Genomic DNA, 19,599 nt, shown 5'->3' on the forward strand with positions numbered 1-19,599 from the left:
GCGGGCATCGATCAGCGCCTGCGCCGAGCCGTTGGAGCCGCGCGGGTACATGGGGTGGGCGGCGTCGCCCATGAGGGTGACGCGCTCGAAGCTCCAGCGCGGCAGCGGGTCCTTGTCGACCATGGGGTACTCGAACACATGCTCGGCCGAGGTGATGAGTGCGGGCACGTCGAGCCAGTCGAAGCGCCAGTCGGCAAAGGTGGGCAGGAAGTCCTCCGTGCGGCCGGGGCGGTTCCAGTCGTTCATGCGCGCTTCGCTGTCGCGGATCTCGGCCACCCAGTTGATGAGCTGGTTGCCCTGGCCGTCCACGTTGTCCACGATGGGGTAGATCACCATCTTGCCGGTGTCGATGGAGCCGACCCGGATGTAACTCTTGCCGCCCAGGATCGGTTTGTGCACCGTGGTGCCGCGCCAGGTGTTGATGCCGCCGTAGCAGACGCTGTCCTGCGGGTAGAAGTGCTTGCGGATCGCCGAATTCACGCCGTCGCAGGCCACCACCCACGGCGCGCGCACCGGCGCCACCGGGCCCTGCGCGTTGTCGGCGAACGAGAGCGTGACGCCGCCAGCGTCCTGCGCCAGACCGTTGCAGCGGTGGCCGGTGTGCACGTGCTCAGCGCCCAGGCGCTGCAGCGCGGCTTCAAACAAAATACGGTGCAGCTTGCCGCGGTGAATGCCCAGCTCCGGCAGCTCATAGCCCGCGTGCCGCCCACGCGCCTCGCCGTACACGCGCTGACCGAAGCGGTTGAAGAACACGCTCTCGCGGTTCTCGATGCCCACGGCCTCCAGCTGCGCCAGCAGACCCAGCGCGGTGAGCTCCTGCATGCCGTGCGGCAGCAGCGTGATGCCCACGCCGAGTTCCTTGACGTCGGGCACGCTCTCGTACACATCGCAGGCAATGCCCCGCTGGTGCAGCGCCAGCGCAAACGCCAGCCCGGCGATGCCGCCACCGATCACCGCGATCGCGGTCTGGTCAGACATGCTCACTCCGCCTTGATGTTTTGAGCCTTGATCAGCTTGGCCCAGCGCTCGGCGTCTCTTTCAACCAACTGGCCAAACGCCTCGGGCGTGCCGGTGCCCGGGTCCATGCCCTGTCCCGAGAACGCCTTCTTCACGTCTTCGCTGGCCAGGATGCTGTTGATCTCGCGGTTGAGCGTGGCCACCATCGCCGGCGCCATGCCCTTGGGGGCGAACACGCCGTACCACATGTCCACGTTCACATCGGCCGTGCGCGACTCGGTGAGCGTGGGCACATCGGGCAGCAAGGCGTGGCGCTTGTCGCTGCCGATGGCCAGCGCCACCAGGCGCCCGCTGCGGATCTGCGGCAGCGCCACGTGGATCGGCAGGAACATCGCGTCCACCTGGCCACCGATCATGTCGGTGAGCGCCGGGCCGGTGCCGCGGTAGGGGATGTGCGTGATGAAGCTCTTGCTGGCGTTCTTGAACAGCTCCATCGACAAATGGTGTGGCGTGCCCACGCCCGGTGAGGCGTAGTTGAGCTTGCCCGGCGCGCGGCGCGCGGCGTCCACCAGATCGCCTGCGGTCTTGAAACCGGTCTTGGGGTGGGTCACCAGCATCAGCTGGCCCCAGCTGGTCAGGCCCACGGGGGTCAGGTCGCGCAGCGGATCGAACGGGGCCTGCGGGTACAGGCTGCGGTTCATCACCAGGGTGTTCACGCTCACCAGCAAGGTGTTGCCGTCGGGCGCGGCGCGCACCACCGCCTCGGTGCCGATGTTGCCCGAGGCACCCGCCCGGTTGTCCACCACCACCGGGCGCTTCAGGCGCTCGGAGAGCTTGGGGCCGATGGTGCGGGCGATCAGGTCGATGCCGGTGCCCGGGGTGAAGGGCACGATCAGGCGCAGCGGCACATCGGTGCCCTGGGCCTGGGCCAGACCAGAGCCGGCGAAGACCGCCAGAGCGAGCAAGCTGCGCCGAGCGCGGCTGGTGAGGGTTTGCGAGCGTGTCATCGGATGTCTCCTATCGTTAGCATGCGAACCATTATGGAAGTCGGTGCCACGTTGGCGCCATTCGTAGAATCCCCAGTTTCCGAGTACTGCATGACACTGAAAGACCTGTACCAGCGCCCAGGCTTCCTTCTGCGCCGCACCCACCAGATTTCGGCGGCGGTGTTCGAGAACGCCTGCGCCAGTGTGGGTCTCACACCAGCGCAATACGGCGTGCTCACCGTGCTGGCCAACGAGCCCGGCCTGGACCAGACCCGGCTGGCGCGTGCGCTGGCCTTCGACAAGGTCACGGTCATGCGGGTGTGCAAGGGGCTGGAGGAGCGCGGCCTGATCGAGCGGCGGGTGTCCGAGCACAGCCGGCGCCAGATGGCGGTGGTGCTCACCGCCAGTGGCGAGAAACTGTTGCAGCAGGCGCGCGGCCCGGCCGAGCAGGCCTACCAGCGGCTGCTCTCGCCCTTGTCGCTCACGCAGCGCCACCAGCTGATCGAGATCCTGGAGGCCCTCACGCAGGGCCTGGCCGACGATGCGCGGGCGCCTTTTGTCCCACTGCTGCCGGCCGACGTGGTGACCACACCGGTCGAACCTGCCAACGCTCCCAAGACCCGTGCCGCCCGCACCAACACGGGGCAGCGCAAAGCGACACCGCGCCGCTGACGGGGCATCCACCTTCTGCTTTTGGTGCAAGGCCAGGGTGGCGCAGCGGCGCAAGGCACCGCTGCGCCTGGCACGTTTTCTGCTGATCACCACCACGCAAGAAGAGCGATCCGGGATCTGCCCGACCATCTGCTCAGCACTCAGGTGCACTAGGGTTCCGACCGCGAGACAACACGTCGTGCGGTGTCTGGTCCGAGAGTGTGCCGGCCTCATCGCAGGCTCCACGGAGGGACAAAAGCCCGGGAGAACGATCACGTGATCGCTTCTTCCTGCGCGTCCCTTCAACCCATGGAGTCCCTGATGAAAACCTCTGCCCCCACCCTGTCCAGCCGGCGCAACCACTTCTTCAAGCCGGCCCTGGGCCTGGCGCTGTCGTTGGCCGCCTTCTCCTCGTTCGCCCAGGCGCCCACCCAGATGAAGATCGCCACCGTGGTGTGGATCGGCTACGGCCCGTTCTACGTGGCCGAGGCGCTGGACCTCTACAAAAAATACAACCTCAAGGTCTCGCTGCAGGTCTTCAACGACCCGGCGCTGATCCCCGCGGCCATCGCCTCGGGCGCGGTGGACGGCGGCATGCTGACCTACGACCAGGTGGTCGGTCAGGTGGCGGCCGGCCGCAACATGAAGGTGGTCATGCCCATCGACTACTCGAACGGCGGCGACGCCATCGTGGCCGACGGCAGCATCACCAAGGTGGCCGATTTCAAGGGAAAGAAGATCGGCTACAACCCGCTCTCCCCCAGCGACTTCCTGCTGTCGTACGCGCTCAAAACCGCAGGCATGACCGAGAAGGACATCACCCCGGTGAGCATGACGCCCGAAGCCGTGCCGGCCGCCATGGCCTCGGGTCAGCTGCCCATCGGCGTGACGTATGAGCCCAGCCTCTCGCAGATCCTGGGCCAGGGCGGCGGCAAGAAGTTCAAGGTGGTGTTCTCCTCGAAGAACGCGCCTGGCCTGATCGCCGACGTGCTGGTGTTCGACGACAAGGTCATCAAGGCCAAGCCGGCGCAGATCACCGGCGTGATGCAGGCCTACCTGGATGGCATGGCCTACATGAAAGCCAAGCCCGCCGAAGCGCACAAGATCATCGGCAAGTTCATGGGCGTGTCGGCCGCCGAGGTGAAGGAACAACTCACCGGCGTCTACAACATTCCCGTGGCCGAGATGCCCAAGGCTTTCATGAAGGCCAAGGAAACCACCTCGTACTACGCGAGCGGCGAAATCATTGGCGAGCTGCTCAAGGCCAAGGGCCAGATCACCACGATCCCGGCGATTGAAGCCACCTTCGACGCCAGCCTGGTCAAGGGCCTGAAGTAATCCCCCCGGGTGGCCGCACCGGTGCCCGCGCGGGCTCCGGTGCGGTGGCAACTGTTCTCCTTTGAAGGCATCTCCATGAAACCGGTTTTTCGATACGAGGACGGCGTGTGGCCGAACGTGGCCGCCATTGGCTTCATCGTGCTGGGCTGGCCGGTGGGCATCGCCCTGCTGGGGCAGGCGAGCTGGCTGCTGAACGCGCTGGGCGTGCTGCTGGTGGCGCAGACGCTGGTGTGGTCGGCCTATTTCATCCACGAGTTCGCGCACAACGCCATCTTTCGCACCGCGCAGGCCAACGACCGCTGGGGCACGCTGATGAGCTGGATCAACGGCAGCTGTTACGCCAGCTTTGCCGACATGCGCCGCAAGCACATGCGCCACCACGTGGAGCGCGCCGACGTGATCACTTTCGACGCGCAAGCCTTCCTGCGCGCCCACCCCTCCGTGCGCCGCGTGGTGCTCGCGCTGGAGTGGGCCTACATCCCGGCGGTGGAGTTCGTCATGCGCGGCTACGTGATCGCACTGCCCTTCATGAGCGAACACAAAAAAGCCGCGCGCGCCCGCGTGGTCGTCACGGCGCTGGTGCGCATCACGGCGCTGGCGCTGCTGGGCTGGTGGTCGCTCAAGGCCCTGGCGCTGTACTTCGTGGCCTTCCTGATCTTCATCACCGTGCTGCGGTTCGCCGACTGTTTCCAGCACACCTACGACGCCTACCCCATCCTGGACGACACGCCGATCCCAGCCGACAAGCTGCGCGACCGCGCCTACGAGCAGGCCAACACCTACAGCGACGTGGTGAGCCTGGACGCGAAGTGGTTCAACCTGGTCTGGCTCAACTTCGGTTTCCACAACGCCCACCACGAACGCCCCACCGCCCCGTGGTACCGCCTGCCCGCCTTCCACCGCGAGCTCTACGCCGACACCTACCCGCAGGTGATCACCGTGGGCGAGCTGCTCAAGAGCTTTCACATCAACCGCGTCAAGCGCGTGCTGGCGAGCAACTACGGTGTGGTGCAGCCCCCAGGCACGCCGGGCCGCGCGGACGGCTTCCTCGGCGCCGTGGGCGTGTCGTTCCTCACTGCGGTCTGACATGGCCATCGACCACGGCCTGCAGGGCAAGACCGTGCTGATCACGGGTGCGGCCGGTGGCATCGGCCAGGCGCTGGCGCGGGCCTTTGCGGCGCAGGGGGTGCGGCTGATGTTGCTGGACCGCCCTTGCACCGCCCTGCCTGTGCTCAGCGCCGAACTGGATGCCCACGCCGCCGTGTGCGACCTCGGCAACGCAGCGCAGGTGACCGCCGTGGCCACACACATTCGCGAACGCTGGGGCACGCTCGATGTGCTGGTCAACAACGCCGGCACCGAATACCCCACACCGCTGAACGACACCACACCCGAGGCCATGACCCGCTGGGCCAGCCTGCTCGACAACAACGTCACGGCCATGGTTCGGCTCACGCAGGCGCTGCTGCCCTTGTTGCCGCGCGGCGCGAGCGTCATCAACCAAAGCTCCATCTGGGGCCGCATCGGCGTGGCCGGCTTCTCGGCCTACGCGGCGAGCAAACACGCGGTGGTGGGCCTCACCCGCTCGCTCGCGCTGGAACTGGGCCCACGCGGCATCCGCGTGAACGCGGTCTGCCCCGGCTGGATCCGCACCGAGGCCGCGCTGCGCTCGCTGACCGCCATGGCGCTGGAGCAAGGCCGCAGCGAGGCCGAGGTGGAGCGCGAGATCCTCGCGCGCCAGGCCGTGCCCGAGATGCTCACACCGGCCGACATCGCCGGCGTGTTCCTGTTTCTCGCCAGCAGCGAGTCCCGTTCGCTCACCGGCCAGTGCCTGGTGGCCAGCCACGGCGAGGTGATGGCATGAACGCAGCGATCTCTCTGGAAGGCCAGACCGCCCTCGTCACGGGCGCGGCCACCGGCATCGGCCGCGCCATCGCGCTGACGCTCGCGCAAGCCGGCGCCCGCGTGGTCGTCAACCACCTGAACCAGCCGCAACAGGCCGCCACCCTGGTGCAGTCCATCAGGAGCGCAGGCGGGCATGCCGTGGCGATCAGCGCCGACGTGAGCGACGGCGCGGCAGTGCAGCGCCTGATGGACGAAACCCTGCACGCCGTGGGCGACCTCCACCTCCTCGTCAACAACGCCGGCATCATCCAGGAGAAGCCCTTCCTGGACACCACCGAAACCGATTGGGACCGCATGCTGGCCACCGATCTCAAGTCGGTTTTTCTGGTGTCGCGGGCTGCGCTGCCGGGCATGGTGGCGCGCGGAAGCGGTGTCATCGTCAACCTCGCGTCCGATCTCGGCATCCTGGGCCGCGAGAACTACGCGCCCTACTGCGCGGCCAAAGCCGGCGTGATCGGCCTGACCAAGTCGCTGGCGCGGGAGTTCGCGCCGCACGGTATCCGCGTCAATGCCATCGCGCCCGGCCCGGTCAACACCGCCATGGTCTCGCTGGAGAGCATGAGCCCCGAGTGGATGGAGAAGGAGCTTGCCATCCCCCAACACCGCGTGGCCGAGCCCGAGGAAATCGCCGCCACTGCGCTCTTCCTCGTCAGCGACTTGTCGCGCTTCTACTGCGGCCAGGTCCTGGGGCCCAATGGCGGCTCCGTCATGCCCTGATCGACCACCATGTCCCTGCTCACCCACCCTTCCAACCGTGTCGCCACCGGCGTGCTGCTGTTTTCCGCCTCGCTCTGGGGCTTGTCGTGGATGCCGCTGAAGTGGTTCATCGCGCAGGGGCTCACCGGTCCTATGGTGTCGCTTTTGTCCTACGGCGTGGTGGGCTTGTTCACCAGCGTCTTCATCTGGCGCCAGCGCGCCGCGTGGCGCCCCCAGTGGGGCCTGCTGCTGGCGCTGGCCGTGGTGGGTGGCTGGGCGAACACCTCGTTTGTCAATGCGCTGATGCTGGGCGACGTGGTGCGGGTGATGTTTTTGTTTTACCTCTCGCCCGTGTGGTCGGTGCTGGGGGGCTGGCTGTTTTTGAAGGAGCGCATCCCGCCTCTGCGCTGGGCTGCTGTGGTGGTGGCGCTGCTGGGCCTGTGGCTCTTTCTCGGCGGCCCGGGTGGGCTCGATCTGTCCTTCACCCTCGTTGACTTTCTCGCGCTCTCGGCGGGCTTCTGCTTCGTGGCTAACAACGTGATCGCGCGCGCCGCGCAGCAGGTGCCCATGGTGAGCAAGACCTTCGCGGTGTTTGTGGGTTGCGGTGTCATCTCGCTTGCGGCCACCAGCGCGCTGGGCCACGCCGTGCCCGCGAACATGGGCATCGGCGTGTGGCTGGCCGTGCTGGCCTATGGCTTCGTCTGGCTGCTGCTGGCCACCGCCACCTGGCAGTTCGGCGTCACCCACATCGAGAGCAGCAAAGCCGGCGTGATCCTGCTGGCCGAGCTGGTGGTGGCGGTGATGAGCGCGCTGTGGTTCGGCGACGAATCCATGACCGGCCTGGAGTGGGCTGGCGGCGCGCTGATCGCCATGGCCGCGTTCGCCGAAGCGCTGGACACCTCGCCCCAACCCAAACCCCAAGGAGCCTGAATGAACACCACCGTGTGGATGAACGAACTCTCGTGGGTGGACTACCAGTCGCGCGTGCAGCGCGACCAACCGCCCGTGCTGCTGCCCGTGGGCGCGCTCGAACAACACGGCCCGCACCTGCCGCTGGGCACCGACGGCCTGCTCTCCAGCGCGGTGTCGGCCGACACCGCCGCGCTCGTGGGTGGCTTGGTCGCGCCCACGCTGTCGTACGGCTACAAGTCGCAGCCCAAGTGCGGTGGCGGCCAACATTTCTGCGGCACCACGAGTGTGGACGCGGCCACACTCGTGGGCCAGGTGCGAGACGCGGTGCGGGAATTTGCGCGGCACGGTTTGACCAAACTCGTGATCGTCAACGGCCACTACGAGAACCAGTGGTTCCTGATCGAAGGCATCGACCTCGGCCTGCGCGACGCCAAGGCTGCCGACCCGGCCTGCGCGCTGCAGGTGATGCGCCTGGAGTACTGGGACTTCATGACCCCCGAGACCCTGGGCGATGTGTTCCCTGACGGTTTCCCCGGTTTCGCGCTGGAGCACGCCGCCGTGCTGGAGACCTCGATGATGCTGCACCACCACCCGCATCTCGTGCGCATGGACCTGCTGCCCGACGACGGCCCGGCCGACTTCCCCCCCTACGACATGTACCCACCGCGCACCGACTGGGTGCCGGCCTCGGGCGTGCTCTCGTCGGCCAAGGGGTCGGATGCCATCAAGGGCCAACTGCTCGCGGTGGAAGTGGCGCGGCGCATGGCCGAGGCCATCACCAGCGGCTTCACAAGACCTGCCGGCGTCTGAGCATGCACACCGCGCCCGACCCCAACCGCACCGCGCTGATCGTGATCGACCTGCAGCGCGACTTCTGCAGCCCCGGCGGCTACGCCCACCAGGCCGGCATCGATATCGCGCCCATGCAGGCGGTGGTGGCCAACGCTGTGCGCCTGCTGCAGGCCGCGCGCGCGGCGGGCCTGCTGGTGGTGCACACGCGCGAAGGCCACCTGAGCGACCTGAGCGACTGCCCCGCCACCAAGCTGCAGCGCAGCGTGGACGCCGGCGCACCCATCGGCAGCCTGGGGCCGCTGGGCCGGCTGCTGGTGCGTGGCGAACAGGGCCACGACTTTGTGGACGCGGTGCGGCCCGTGAGAGGCGAAGAGGTGATCGACAAGCCGGGCTACGGCGCCTTTCACCGCACGCGGCTGGCGCAGGTGCTGGCTGCGCACGGAACCGAACAACTCATCGTCTGCGGCGTGACCACCGAGGTGTGTGTGCACTCCACGCTGCGCGAGGCGGTGGACCGGGGCTTTGCCTGCACCACCGTGAGCGACGCCACCGCCGCGAGCAACCCGGCGCTGCAAGCCCCGGCGCTGGCCATGATCGCGGTGGAGGGCGGCATCTTCGGGCGCGTGCGCAGCACCGACGAGGTGGTGGCTTCGCTGCGGGGGGTGCACACCGCCGTTCCCGACCGGGTGAACACCTGGGTGCAAGCCTTCACCGGCGCCTGACAACAACCTCCCTTCGGACTGAACCCCTCTCCGTTCGGGCTGAGCCTGTCGAAGCCCTTCCACACACCCATGAACGCCATCGCCTCCATCCCCGACCGCTACCACGGCGTGTGGCAGCGCACCCTGCTGGAGACCCCCACCGAGCGCGACACCACCACCTGGGTGCGCTGGTTGCAAACCGGCCTGTGGCACGGCGACCTGCGCGTTCCGCTTGAAGCCGACCGCAACAGCCCCGACGGCCGCGCTCAACTGCAGGGCTTTGGCGGCACCACGCTCGTCACCCGCCCCGACCCCGATCAACCCGAGGTCTGCACCTGGCAACGCCAGATCGACCTGCAGCCCCCGCGCAGCACACCCGATGCCGGCCACATGGTGTTCGAGTCGCCGGTTGTCGTGCACGAGATCGGCATCCACGGAAAGTACTTCGAGGTGTGGGAACGCCTGCCCGGCTCCATGGGCACCCGCATCGCCTTGGCCGCGCTCGACGACGCCGGTGTGCCGACGCAGGAGCGCCTGCTGGTGGCCGGGCGTTACCTCATGCACCTGCGCCCTCGCAACGCCGCATGGCCGGCCGACACCGCCCCCGACGACACGCTGGCCGAGGTGGTGGCACGCCACCCGCAAGAGGCCGAGGCCTTGCTCGACTTCGATATCAGCTTCGGCACGCTGGAACACGGTGAGTGGGCCATCGAGCGCGCCACTGCGCCCGAACAGGAAGGCCGCGTGCACACCTGCGCGTTGCAGCGCACGAGCCAGTCGGAGGCCACCGTGAAGAGCCCTGTTCTGCCGGTGCTTTGGCATGTGCTGGAGTGGCACGCACCCGACTGAAGCGCGCCCACGCACCGCTGCCGTGCAACCGACGGCACATGCACCTGCTTCGCAGCGGGTGGTGTGGACGCGTCTGCGCAAACGAACCTCCGACGTTTTTTCATGGGCATGCAACTTGCGCTGAAGGTGAAGTGCTCAACCCAACATCCCTTCAACTCCCAGGAGCTTCACCATGCCAACCACCCTCACGTTCTCCCGTCGCGGCGTGCTCGCTGCCCTGCTGCTGCCGCTTGCACTGTGGGCCACCACCGCACACGCAGCCAACCTCGACGAGATCAAGAAGCGCGGCTACATGACCGTGGTCACCGAAGACGACTTCCGCCCGTTTGAATTTGTGAAGGACGGCAAGCCCACCGGCTTCAACAACGAGATGGTCGACGCGCTGCGCAAGTACGCACCGTTCGAGATCCGCCAGGAGATCCTGCCCTGGCCCGGCATCCTCGCAGGTGTGGCCACCGGCAAGTACGACATCGCCATCACCGCCGTGCTCATGACCAAGGAACGCACGCTCTCGCTGGACTTCACCAGCCCCATTGCCGACGCCACGCACTACTACGTCAAGCGCAAGGACGACAGCAGCATCAAAAGCATCAAGGACCTGAACGGCAAGACGGTGGGCGTGCAGACCGGCAGCGCGTTTTTGAGCCGCCTGCCCGAGCTGCAGGCCATGCTGGCCAAAGAGGGCGGCAAGCTCGGCAAGGTCGTGGAGTATTCGTCGTATCCCGAGGCCTACCAGGATCTCGCGCTCAAGCGCACCGACTTCGTGGTCAACACCGTCATCAACCTCAAGGCGCTGGTGGCCGAGCGCCCCAACGTGTTTGAGCTGGGCCAACCGGTCTCGGGCAATTCGTACCCGGCCTGGGCGGTGAAGAAGGGCAACACCGATCTGCAGAAATTCATGAACGAGTTCATTGCCGCGCAGAAAGCCAACGGCGTCATGCCCGCGCTGCAGAAAAAGTGGTTCGGCGAAGCGTTCACGCTGCCGGTGAGCTACACACCCGAGCAGTGATTTCTGAATGAGCTCGGTTGATGTCCTGTCGATCTTCAGCGGCGCGCTGACCACGCTGCTGCTGTCCATCGCCGGCATCGCGCTGGGCCTGCCATTGGGCCTGGGCCTGGCGCTGGTGCGCTGGGCCCGGGTGCCGCTGCTGAACCCGGTGGTGGCGGTCTATGTGAGCCTGCTGCGCGCCACGCCACTCATCACCCTGGTGCTGCTGATCTTCTTTGCCCTGCCCACGGCAGGCGTGTCGGTGGGCCCGGTGACCGCCGGGCTGATCGCACTGGTGCTCAACACCGCGGCCTTCAATTGCGAGGTGTGGAGAGCGGCATTGCTCGACTTGCCCAGAGACCAGATCGAAGCCGCGCAATCGGTGGGCATCGGCCAGGCGCTTCGCTTTCGGCGCATTGTGCTGCCGCAGGTGTGGCGCACGGCGCTGCCCGGTCTCATCAACGAGATGTCGCAACTCGTCAAGCTCACCCCCGTGCTCGCGGTGGTGGGTGTGGTCGACATCACGCGCGCGGCCGTGCGCATCGGCGCGCAAACCTACGAACCGCTGCCGCCCTTTCTGGTGGCACTCGCGATCTACATCCCCATCGTTTATGCGCTGGTGAGCGTGCAGCGCTGGGTGGAACGGCGCACGCTTAATCGCGAGGCCGCTGCATGATGCGCGACTTCGCCACCGTGTGGTCTGAGCGCGGGCTGCTGCTCTCGGGCCTGGGCAACACCGTGCTGCTGTCGGTGCTGGCCGGGCTGGCGGCGCTGGTGCTGGGCGCGCTGTTGTCCATGCTGCTCATGTCGCCGCGCAAGGCGCTCAGCCTGCCGGCCAAGTGGTTGGTGGACTTGGCGCGCTGCACACCCTTTCTGCTGTTCGCCTACATCGTCTACTACGGCCTGCCTTCGCTGGGCCTGCAGTTCGACGCCTGGAGCGCGGGCCTGTTTGCGCTCACCGCTTACCACGCGGCCTACATGGCGGAAATCTTGCGCGCGGCCTGGGCCACACAACCGCGTGCCCCCATCGAAGCCGGCGTGGCCTTTGGCTACAGCGGCTTCGGCCTGTTCCGGCGCATCGTGCTGCCGCCGCTGGCACTGTCCAGCGCGCCGGTGCTGGGCAACCAGCTGATCCAGATCATCAAGGACAGCGCCTTCCTCACCATCATCACGCTGCCCGAACTCACCCACGCGGTGAGCTCCATCCAGTCGCGCCACTTCATCCCGTTCGCCGCCTTCCTCACCGCCGTGCTGCTTTACTGGGCCTTGTGCCTGGTGGTGGAAGCCGGCGTGGCCACGGTTGGCCGCCTGGCCGAGGCGCGGCGCTGATCCACCACCCGAGCCCACCATGCCCACTCGCATTCCCCTCCTCAGCGTCCAGTCGCTGCGCAAGAGCTACGGCAGCCTGCGCGTGCTCGACGACATCTCGTTCACCGTGGCGCCCGGCGAGACCGTGTGCCTGCTCGGGCCTTCGGGTTCGGGCAAGTCCACGCTGCTGCGCTGCATCAACTGGCTGGAGCGCCCCGACAGCGGCCGCATCCTCATCGACAGCCAGCCCATCGGTGTGACCAGCGGCGGCGTGGTCATGAACGACCAGCAGCTCGCGCAGGTGCGCACGCGCATCGGCATGGTGTTCCAGCAGTTCGCGCTGTGGCCCCACCTCACTGTGTTGCAGAACGTGATGGAGGCACCGGTGCATGTGCAGCGCCGGCCCAAGGATGAAGTGCGCGCCGAGGCCGAAGCGCTGCTCAGGCGCGTGGGCCTGTTCGACAAACGCGACGTGTTCCCCGCGCGCCTCTCGGGCGGGCAAAAACAGCGCGTGGGCATTGCACGCGCACTGGCCATGAAGCCCGCGCTCATGCTGTTCGACGAACCCACCAGCGCGCTCGACCCCGAGCTGGTGGGCGAGGTGCTGGCCGTCATGCGCGACCTCTCATCCGAGGGCATGACCATGCTGGTGGTGACCCACGAAATGGCCTTCGCCCGCGAAGCCGCCCACCGCGTGGTGTTCATGGACCACGGCGTGGTGGTGGAGACCGGCAAGCCCGAGGCGTTCTTTGAGGCGCCGAGCACCGAGCGGGGGCGGCAGTTTTTGCAGCGCTTTTCCGAAGGGCGGACTGTTGCGGCGGGCTGAGCCTGCAGTTCATCCCATGCTTGTGCAATCGGTCTGGGGGTACGCCGCACTAAGATCGCCGTGGCTTCAATCTCTACTGGTGATCAACATGGGTGCTGCTCGTTGGGTCTGTTTCTCGCTCGTGGTTGCGCTGGCATTCGGCAGCGGCGGCGCTGTTGCCGAGGTGTACCGCTGGAAGGACAGCAGCGGCAAAGTCCACTTTGGTGACCGGCCGAATTCCACCGATCCGAAGGTGGTGAAAGCAGTGGTGGTGCCCCGCCCCAATCTGGCGGAAGGCTTCAAAGGCGCGCCCCCCACAACAGCCGGCGGACAGACCAAAGCAGTTTCGGGCCAAGAGACCAACGCCCCAGCAGATCCATTGGCAACGGCTGGAGCCCCCAAACCCAAACCGACACCCAAACGCGGCTTGGCCGCGCAAAGCAAAGACAGCTGCCAGGCCAAGGTGGCAGCGTATTTGGCCAGCACGGAGTGCTTCGGCGCTTGCGGCAGCACCAACGGGAGCCTCGGCCGAAACAACGCCGGCTGTGAGCATTGCGTCGAGCAACCGACGCCCAACTGTTGACCAACTGCACGGCTATGGGGTGCAAATCTGATCGGTCCGAGACTAAGCTCCAGACTTCTGGATTCGGCCAAGAGCAGCCATCCACCGATCCAGCCTTTCCGTGTACAGAAAGCAATGGTTACTCAAGCGGCGACTGTCTTTGGGCTGCTTCTGGCTGGAGTTTGCTCCGTCTTCATCTACGGGCATCATTTGCCGCCCAAGCTTGGCAATGCTGTAGCCGCTGCTTTGCCGATGCTGATACTGATGCTGGTCACCGCATTACTAGTTTCTTGCTGGCTATATGCCAAAGCAAAAGGTCGATCCGGATGGTGGGTGCTACTAGTCCCTACGCTGAACATTTTCGGCATAGCTTGGCTGGTACTGCTGAGTGACCTGACGCGTGACGAAGGTCGATAGCAAATCTTGAAGCTGACGAACGGCCGTTCAGGACCCCGAACAGCCGATCATCACGCCGACCAGTTTCTGCTCGGTACCATTGGCGCACACCGTTGACCTGGAGTGGCCATGACCCCGTCTCGTCCCCACACCCGCGAAGCTGGCGCTGGCCCGGCCGTGGTCTGTCTGCACTCCAACGCGAGCCACGGCGGCCAGTGGCGTGCGCTCATGGCGCGGCTGGCTCCGCGTCACCGTGTGTTGGCGCCCGATGCGTATGACTCGGGCGCCAGCCCCGAGTGGCCGTCGGACCGCCGCATTGCGCTGGCCGACGAGGTGGCGTTGCTCGACCCGGTGTTGGCCCAGGCCGGTGATGCTTTCAGCCTGGTGGGCCATTCGTATGGCGGGGCGGTGGCGCTCATTGCCGCGCTGCAGCAACCGCAGCGCGTGCGCGCCCTGGTGCTGTACGAGCCCACGCTGTTCTCGCTGATCGAGGCCGACGGTCCTGCGCCCAACGAAGCCGACGGCATCCGCAACACCGTGGCGGCCGCCGCAGCTGCGCTGGACGCGGGCGACAAGAACCTGGCCGCGAAGTGCTTCATCGACTACTGGATGGGCCCCGGTAGCTGGGATGCCACGCCGCCAGAGCGCCAGGCGGCGATCGCCAACTCCACTGTCAACGTGCGCCGCTGGGCGCACGCCCTGACGACCGAGTCCACGCCGCTGCCGGCTTTCACCAGCCTCGACGTTCCGGTGCTGCTCATGACGGGTGGGCGCTCACCCACCTCGGCGCACGGCGTGGCGCGGCGCTTGCTGAGCGTGTTGCCCAGAGCCGAACACGTGGTGTTCGAGCGGCTCGGCCACATGGGACCGATCACGCACCCGGAGCCAGTGAACGAAGCGATTGAAGCTTTCCTGCAAAACCACGCCTGAGCGCGCGGCCACACTCCAGCACCCCCGGCTCGCCAAACACCCCCATGCCGCTCTTCGCCGCCACCGTTTTCCTCTCCGCCTTCCTGCTGTTCCAGATCCAGCCCATCGTGGCCAAGATGATCCTGCCGTGGTTCGGTGGCTCGTCGTCGGTGTGGACGCTGTGCATGGTGTTCTTCCAGGTCGAACTGCTGCTGGGCTACGCCTACGTGCACCTGCTGCACGAGAAGGTCAGCGCGCGGCGCCAGCCCTGGGTGCACGGCGCGCTGCTGCTGCTCAGCCTGGCCACTTTGCCGGTGGTGGCCGACCCGTCGTGGAAGCTCGACGCGCAGGCCTTCCCCACCTGGAGCGTGCTCGGCGTGCTGGCCACCACGGTGGGCGTGCCCTACCTGCTGCTCTCCACCACCGGACCGCTCATGCAGGCCTGGTACGCGCGCAGTTTCGTGAGCCAGGGCGTTCAGCCCTACCGGCTGTATGCGCTGTCCAATCTGGCGTCCATGCTGGCGCTGCTGTCGTACCCGGTGCTGGTGGAGCCGATGCTGGCGGTGAAGCCGCAGGCCTGGGTGTGGTCCACCGGGTACGCGCTGTTCGTGCTGGTGTGCGTGGCCACCGCGGCCTGGACCGTGCAGCGGCAGAACGACGCCGCCACCGCCGCCCAGCCGCTGGACGACACGCCACGCCCCGGCTGGCGCGAATGCCTCATCTGGGTGGGCCTGGCAGCCACCGCCTCCATGCTGCTGCTGGCCATCACGCGCCACCTCACGCAAGACGTGGCGCCCGTGCCCTTTCTGTGGGTGCTGCCGCTGGCGCTGTATTTGCTGAGCTTCATTTTGTGTTTTGACGCGCCGCGTTACTACGTGCGCCCGTTCTTTTTGTTCATCGCCTTGCCGCTGGCCTTTGTGGCGCTGGACTTCGCCATGAACGAAGGCCTGGCCGTGCCCGTGCTCGTGGCCCTGCTGTGCGCAGCGGTGTTTGTGTTCTGCATGGTCTGCCACGGTGAGCTGGTGCGCCGGCGCCCGCCGGTGCGCCACCTCACGCTGTTTTATCTGATGCTCTCGGTGGGTGGGGCGTTGGGCGGCCTGTTCGTGGGGCTGGTGGCTCCGGTGGTCTTCAACGCTTACTTCGAGCTGCCGCTGGGCCTGTTTTTGTGTGCGCTGCTGGTGGTGCTGGTGCTCTGGCCCGAGCTGCGCAACCAGCGGCCACGCTGGCTGCGCGGTGCCCTGCTGCTGGCGCTGCTGCTCTACGGCGCGCGCCTGTCCAGCATCTCGCTCGACTACGTGCAGGGCTACACCGAGGTGGTGCGCAACTTCTACAGCCAGACCCGCATTGAAGAAAGCGTGGACGAAGACGGCCTGGGCCCTGTGCGCAGCATGGTGCACGGCAGCATCACCCACGGCGAGCAGTACCTCAACCACCCCAAACGCGCCACCGCCTACTACTGCGAACGCACCGGCATCGGCCGCGCGCTGCAAAGCCTGCCCACCGACCGGCCGCGCCAGCTCGGCGTGGTGGGCCTGGGCGCGGGCACGCTGGCGGTGTATGGCCGCGCGGGCGATCAGATGCGCATGTACGAGATCAACAACCAGGTGCTCGACCTGGCGCGCAAACACTTCAGCTACCTGGCGGACAGCGCGGCGAGCATCGTGCCGGTGCTGGGCGACGGCCGCCTGATGCTGGAGCGCGAAGCACCCCAGGCCTTTGATCTGCTGGCCATGGACGCCTTCTCGGGCGACTCCATTCCCACGCACCTGCTCACGCTGGAAGCGTTCGACGCCTACATGCGCCACATGAAGCCCGATGGCCTGCTGGCGGTGCACATCACCAACACCTACCTTGATTTGCGCCCGGTCATGGCCTCGGCCGCACAACACGTGGGCAAGGTGGCGCTGCTGCTCGAATTGCCCAGCGGTCACGGCGACCCGTTCTGCCGGCGCTCCACCTGGGTGGTGTTCGTGAGCGCAGCCCAGGCCGCTGCGCTGCCGCCAACGCTGCAGGGTGCACAGGTGCTGCAGCCACGGCCCGGGTTCCGGCCCTGGACGGACACGTTCTCGAACCTGTTCGACATCCTGATCTGAGCGTCGTTTGTCGCAGACCCCGGACGGGGTCTGACGGCCACGAGGCGCACAAACGCCTCGTCACCATCCAGGCGCATACCCCTCACCCGTAGTCGGCTTCCAGCGGGTCTATCGTCGCGCGATTGACGCTTCCAGCAGAGAAGCGACCGATCAACACGACGAGGGAGGACGGCGTTGACAAGACCCGAGAAAGACGAACACCAGCCCGCTGAACCCAGCGCTAGAGAGCGGCCACACGGCGTTGACCAACGCCGACGCCGCATGGGCCGCTGGCTGCTGTCGCTCATGGTGCTGGTGTTTCTGGCCCTGGCCGCGTTCACCGTGCGGTGGGGGCAGTACGGTCATCGCAGCAATGCGCTGTCAGCCGCCTACAAGGCGTCTCAGCCCTACCCGGGCTTCGCCATCGGCGACCTGGGTGGCATGCCGGTGAAGGTGCCGCGCCACCTGGCCGAACTGCCGGAGTACGACGGCGACCCGGGCTGGGCGCCCGCGCCCGACTGGCTCCCGCCCGTGCGGACCTTCGATTCCAGGATCAACAGCTTCGGCTTCCACGTTCGCTTCCCGGATGGCGCCACGCTGGATTCGCGCGAGCGGCGGGAGGAGAAGCGGTTGACGCCGCCTTGGGAAGACCGGTGGATTGATGTGGGGGTGGCAAGCAGCAAGCGCTACCCAAGAGATGGGTTTCTCGACACCTACGTTCAGCTACGTCTGCTGGATCACGCGGGAAAGAGCGTGATCCATCGCTTCTACCGGCAACCACAGGACGAGCACGGCCTGGAAGGCTATCGGCTGACACCCCCCCCAGAGGGCCCCGATCCGGCCAAGACGCTCGTGTCGGAGGAGTTCGTCGGGCGTGATTCAGCCGGCAAGGTGATCAGCACGATTGATTGCACTGTGTCCTTCGATGAAAACAGATCCAGGTGCTCCCAAGTTTGGTCCATGGAAGCACGAGGGCTTCGAATCCAGCTGACGGCCAGCTACCGCCGCCCTCTGCTGCAGCACTGGCGAGAAATTCAACCCATGGTCACGCAGATCGTGCTCGGATTCCGGCACGACCCTAGCCAGCCAGAGGTAGCGCCATCTGCCCCGCGCTGACCGATCCCCCTGCCCCTTTGTCAACCAACTCCCAGAAGGAAATCTATATCCAAACAATGACAACTCTTCCAACTAATCCAGACAAGAGAGCATTCGAAAGGCCTCATGAAAAAGAAAAAACAGATTGCCACCTCACTAATTGTGACACCAATATTAATTGGAGCAACTCTCGCGTTGTGTCTGCCGCTACAAATCGCAAGCTGTAGCGCCGCCTACAAGTTAATAGCCATAGCCGAACTCATATTTCCAACTGTTGAAAAGATGAAAGGCGCATATCTGCTAGGTCAAATAACTCTCGTCTACTTTTCAACGATGTGGCTGCTAACTCCATTAACCACTTTCGGTTGGTATTTATATATTGATGATAAAAAGGAGTTAATTCTTGAAAGTTGCAAATCACACAAATGGAGTTCGGCATTTTTTTCTGGATTATTTTTTCCAGGGATCGTATTAATAGCCATATTTGTAAACTTTGAGTCAACAGAAACCACAGATATTCGCACCTTTCTGACATATCACACCAGATTTGGCCTCGCGGCGATGGGCTTTTGGATCCCGGTTGGTTCCAGTATGTTTTTGGCAATTTGTTTGTTTTGGTGGCTACACATTCAAAAGATTTTTGACAATTAATTTAAGGGTAAATTATGAGCAACACAGAAGATTCATTTACGATCACAATTGCATCAAACGGGATCGGTGGTGCAGCGGGGGCAATTCAGGAATTAATTTCTGATGCTTTTCGACGCAATCCAACCATTGCATCTGGACTTGCGCTCGCAAAGGTGACCGTGTTATCCACTGGCGCCGAAGCTCTGACAGTGGCAATTGCTGTGAAGAGTGGTGATCCAGATCGGATTGGCAGAGCATCCACTGCAGCCATTGCGTCCATCGCTCTATCCACCATCGGTGCCATCGGTGTAGGTGTATTTGGACTTACTGGTGTTGTACCGGTCCTCGGCGTGATGGCACTTGGTGGAATTGGGTCATGGTTAGGGAAACAAATCTGGGAGCACTATAAAGAAAGCGTCGCCTCCGGAATGGCCCCCGAACCTACCCCAGTTATTCCTACAGGGGTCGATGCAAACGATTACTGGAGAATTGAAAATCACCCAGCAGGGCTACTGTCGAATGAACCGATCAAAGAAACTGTCAACACTCAATTCACAACCTCCAAGAAAAACTCCTCCCCGCTGATCCTCGACCTGGACGGTGACGGCATCGAGATCACCCCGCTCTCCGGCGCCATCACCTTCGACCACGACGCCGATGGCGTGCGCACTGGTACCGCCTGGGCGGGTGCTGATGATGGCTTGCTGGTGCTCGACCTCGATGGCAACGGCCTGATCGATTCCGGGCGCGAACTCTTCGGCAACAACACCCTGCTGGCCAACGGCCAGAAGGCCGCCGATGGCTACGCCGCCTTGCGTGCCCTGGACGCCAACGCCGACGGCCTGATCGATGCTGTTGATGCCCAGTTCGCCGCCCTGCGCGTGTGGCGCGATCGGGACCAGGATGGCTTCAGCGACGCGGGCGAGCTGCAATCGCTGGATGCTGCCGGCGTCACCCAGATCGGCCTCACCAAGGCCGCGTTCACCCAGACCCTGGCCGATGGCACCCGCCTGGACGGCCAGGCCAGCTTCACCTTGAACGGCCAGA

General features: G+C 65.5%; 20 protein-coding genes, 1 pseudogene and 1 riboswitch. Of the genes and pseudogenes, 19 read left to right on the plus strand and 2 right to left on the minus strand.

All coding sequences use genetic code 11. From position 1 onward, the window contains the following. Together ACN4F8_RS03270 and ACN4F8_RS03275 are read right to left on the minus strand one after the other, a co-directional pair. Nucleotides 1-978: flavin-dependent oxidoreductase (locus ACN4F8_RS03270; protein WP_419472284.1), on the minus strand; the 978-nt coding region annotated here is incomplete at its 3' end. A gap of 2 nt (nt 979-980) precedes the next feature. After that, a complete protein-coding gene (locus tag ACN4F8_RS03275; RefSeq protein ID WP_419472285.1) occupies nt 981-1,964 on the minus strand; it encodes a tripartite tricarboxylate transporter substrate binding protein in 984 nt (327 codons plus the stop codon). A 90-nt stretch (nt 1,965-2,054) separates the two neighbouring features. On the opposite strand from ACN4F8_RS03275, the gene ACN4F8_RS03280 reads away from it, so the two are divergent. The 19 genes and pseudogenes from ACN4F8_RS03280 to ACN4F8_RS03370 form a co-directional block, all read left to right on the plus strand. Continuing rightward, a complete protein-coding gene (locus tag ACN4F8_RS03280; RefSeq protein WP_419472286.1) occupies nt 2,055-2,615 on the plus strand; it encodes a MarR family winged helix-turn-helix transcriptional regulator in 561 nt (186 codons plus the stop codon). A 138-nt stretch (nt 2,616-2,753) separates the two neighbouring features. Further along, nucleotides 2,754-2,863, plus strand: a riboswitch (guanidine-I (ykkC/yxkD leader). 52 nt (nt 2,864-2,915) lie between these two features. After that, nucleotides 2,916-3,932, plus strand: a complete 1,017-nt coding sequence (locus ACN4F8_RS03285) for an ABC transporter substrate-binding protein (RefSeq protein ID WP_419472287.1) — start codon at nt 2,916-2,918, stop codon at nt 3,930-3,932. 75 nt (nt 3,933-4,007) lie between these two features. Further along, complete coding sequence (locus ACN4F8_RS03290) at nt 4,008-5,018, plus strand: fatty acid desaturase family protein (protein ID WP_419472288.1); 1,011 nt, start codon at nt 4,008-4,010, stop codon at nt 5,016-5,018. A gap of 1 nt (nt 5,019) precedes the next feature. After that, nucleotides 5,020-5,796 carry an SDR family NAD(P)-dependent oxidoreductase gene (locus ACN4F8_RS03295; protein WP_419472289.1) on the plus strand — a complete coding sequence of 259 codons (777 nt, stop codon included), beginning with the start codon at nt 5,020-5,022 and terminating at the stop codon, nt 5,794-5,796. Then, entirely contained in the window at nt 5,793-6,554 is a 762-nt protein-coding gene (locus ACN4F8_RS03300) for an SDR family NAD(P)-dependent oxidoreductase (protein WP_419472290.1), read from the plus strand. Before ACN4F8_RS03295 ends, ACN4F8_RS03300 begins: the two co-directional genes overlap by 4 nt. A gap of 9 nt (nt 6,555-6,563) precedes the next feature. Next, nucleotides 6,564-7,463, plus strand: coding sequence for a DMT family transporter (locus ACN4F8_RS03305; RefSeq protein WP_419472291.1), 900 nt, complete (start codon nt 6,564-6,566; stop codon nt 7,461-7,463). After that, nucleotides 7,464-8,255, plus strand: coding sequence for a creatininase (locus ACN4F8_RS03310; protein WP_419472292.1), 792 nt, complete (start codon nt 7,464-7,466; stop codon nt 8,253-8,255). It abuts the gene before it with no gap. A gap of 2 nt (nt 8,256-8,257) precedes the next feature. After that, entirely contained in the window at nt 8,258-8,959 is a 702-nt protein-coding gene (locus ACN4F8_RS03315) for a cysteine hydrolase family protein (protein ID WP_419472293.1), read from the plus strand. Between the two features lie 69 nt (nt 8,960-9,028). Further along, on the plus strand, nt 9,029-9,787 hold the full coding sequence (locus ACN4F8_RS03320) for a hypothetical protein (protein WP_419472294.1): 759 nt from the start codon (nt 9,029-9,031) through the stop codon (nt 9,785-9,787). Between the two features lie 172 nt (nt 9,788-9,959). Further along, nucleotides 9,960-10,796 carry a transporter substrate-binding domain-containing protein gene (locus ACN4F8_RS03325; protein ID WP_419472295.1) on the plus strand — a complete coding sequence of 279 codons (837 nt, stop codon included), beginning with the start codon at nt 9,960-9,962 and terminating at the stop codon, nt 10,794-10,796. Between the two features lie 7 nt (nt 10,797-10,803). Further along, nucleotides 10,804-11,451 carry an amino acid ABC transporter permease gene (locus tag ACN4F8_RS03330; RefSeq protein WP_419472296.1) on the plus strand — a complete coding sequence of 216 codons (648 nt, stop codon included), beginning with the start codon at nt 10,804-10,806 and terminating at the stop codon, nt 11,449-11,451. Next, nucleotides 11,448-12,104, plus strand: a complete 657-nt coding sequence (locus ACN4F8_RS03335; RefSeq protein ID WP_419472297.1) for an amino acid ABC transporter permease — start codon at nt 11,448-11,450, stop codon at nt 12,102-12,104. Before ACN4F8_RS03330 ends, ACN4F8_RS03335 begins: the two co-directional genes overlap by 4 nt. 19 nt (nt 12,105-12,123) lie before the next feature. Further along, a complete protein-coding gene (locus ACN4F8_RS03340) occupies nt 12,124-12,909 on the plus strand; it encodes an amino acid ABC transporter ATP-binding protein (RefSeq protein ID WP_419472298.1) in 786 nt (261 codons plus the stop codon). Nucleotides 12,910-12,925: 16 nt separating this feature from the next. After that, nucleotides 12,926-13,471: a DUF4124 domain-containing protein gene (locus ACN4F8_RS03345; RefSeq protein ID WP_419472299.1), complete on the plus strand. Its 546-nt coding sequence runs from the start codon at nt 12,926-12,928 to the stop codon at nt 13,469-13,471. Nucleotides 13,472-13,975: 504 nt separating this feature from the next. Next, on the plus strand, nt 13,976-14,776 hold the full coding sequence (locus ACN4F8_RS03350; RefSeq protein ID WP_419472300.1) for an alpha/beta fold hydrolase: 801 nt from the start codon (nt 13,976-13,978) through the stop codon (nt 14,774-14,776). Nucleotides 14,777-14,820: 44 nt separating this feature from the next. After that, nucleotides 14,821-16,848: a spermidine synthase gene (locus tag ACN4F8_RS03355; RefSeq protein ID WP_419472301.1), complete on the plus strand. Its 2,028-nt coding sequence runs from the start codon at nt 14,821-14,823 to the stop codon at nt 16,846-16,848. Between the two features lie 261 nt (nt 16,849-17,109). Next, nucleotides 17,110-17,943, plus strand: coding sequence for a hypothetical protein (locus ACN4F8_RS03360; RefSeq protein ID WP_419472302.1), 834 nt, complete (start codon nt 17,110-17,112; stop codon nt 17,941-17,943). A 105-nt stretch (nt 17,944-18,048) separates the two neighbouring features. Next, nucleotides 18,049-18,573 (plus strand): hypothetical protein, encoded by a 525-nt coding sequence (locus ACN4F8_RS03365; RefSeq protein WP_419472303.1) that lies wholly within the window; start codon nt 18,049-18,051, stop codon nt 18,571-18,573. A gap of 14 nt (nt 18,574-18,587) precedes the next feature. Next, nucleotides 18,588-19,599 (plus strand): annotated as a pseudogene (locus tag ACN4F8_RS03370) (hypothetical protein); the annotation flags it as partial.

The sequence above is a fragment of the Hydrogenophaga sp. genome, assembly GCF_048549895.1.
Taxonomy (GTDB): domain Bacteria; phylum Pseudomonadota; class Gammaproteobacteria; order Burkholderiales; family Burkholderiaceae_C; genus Hydrogenophaga.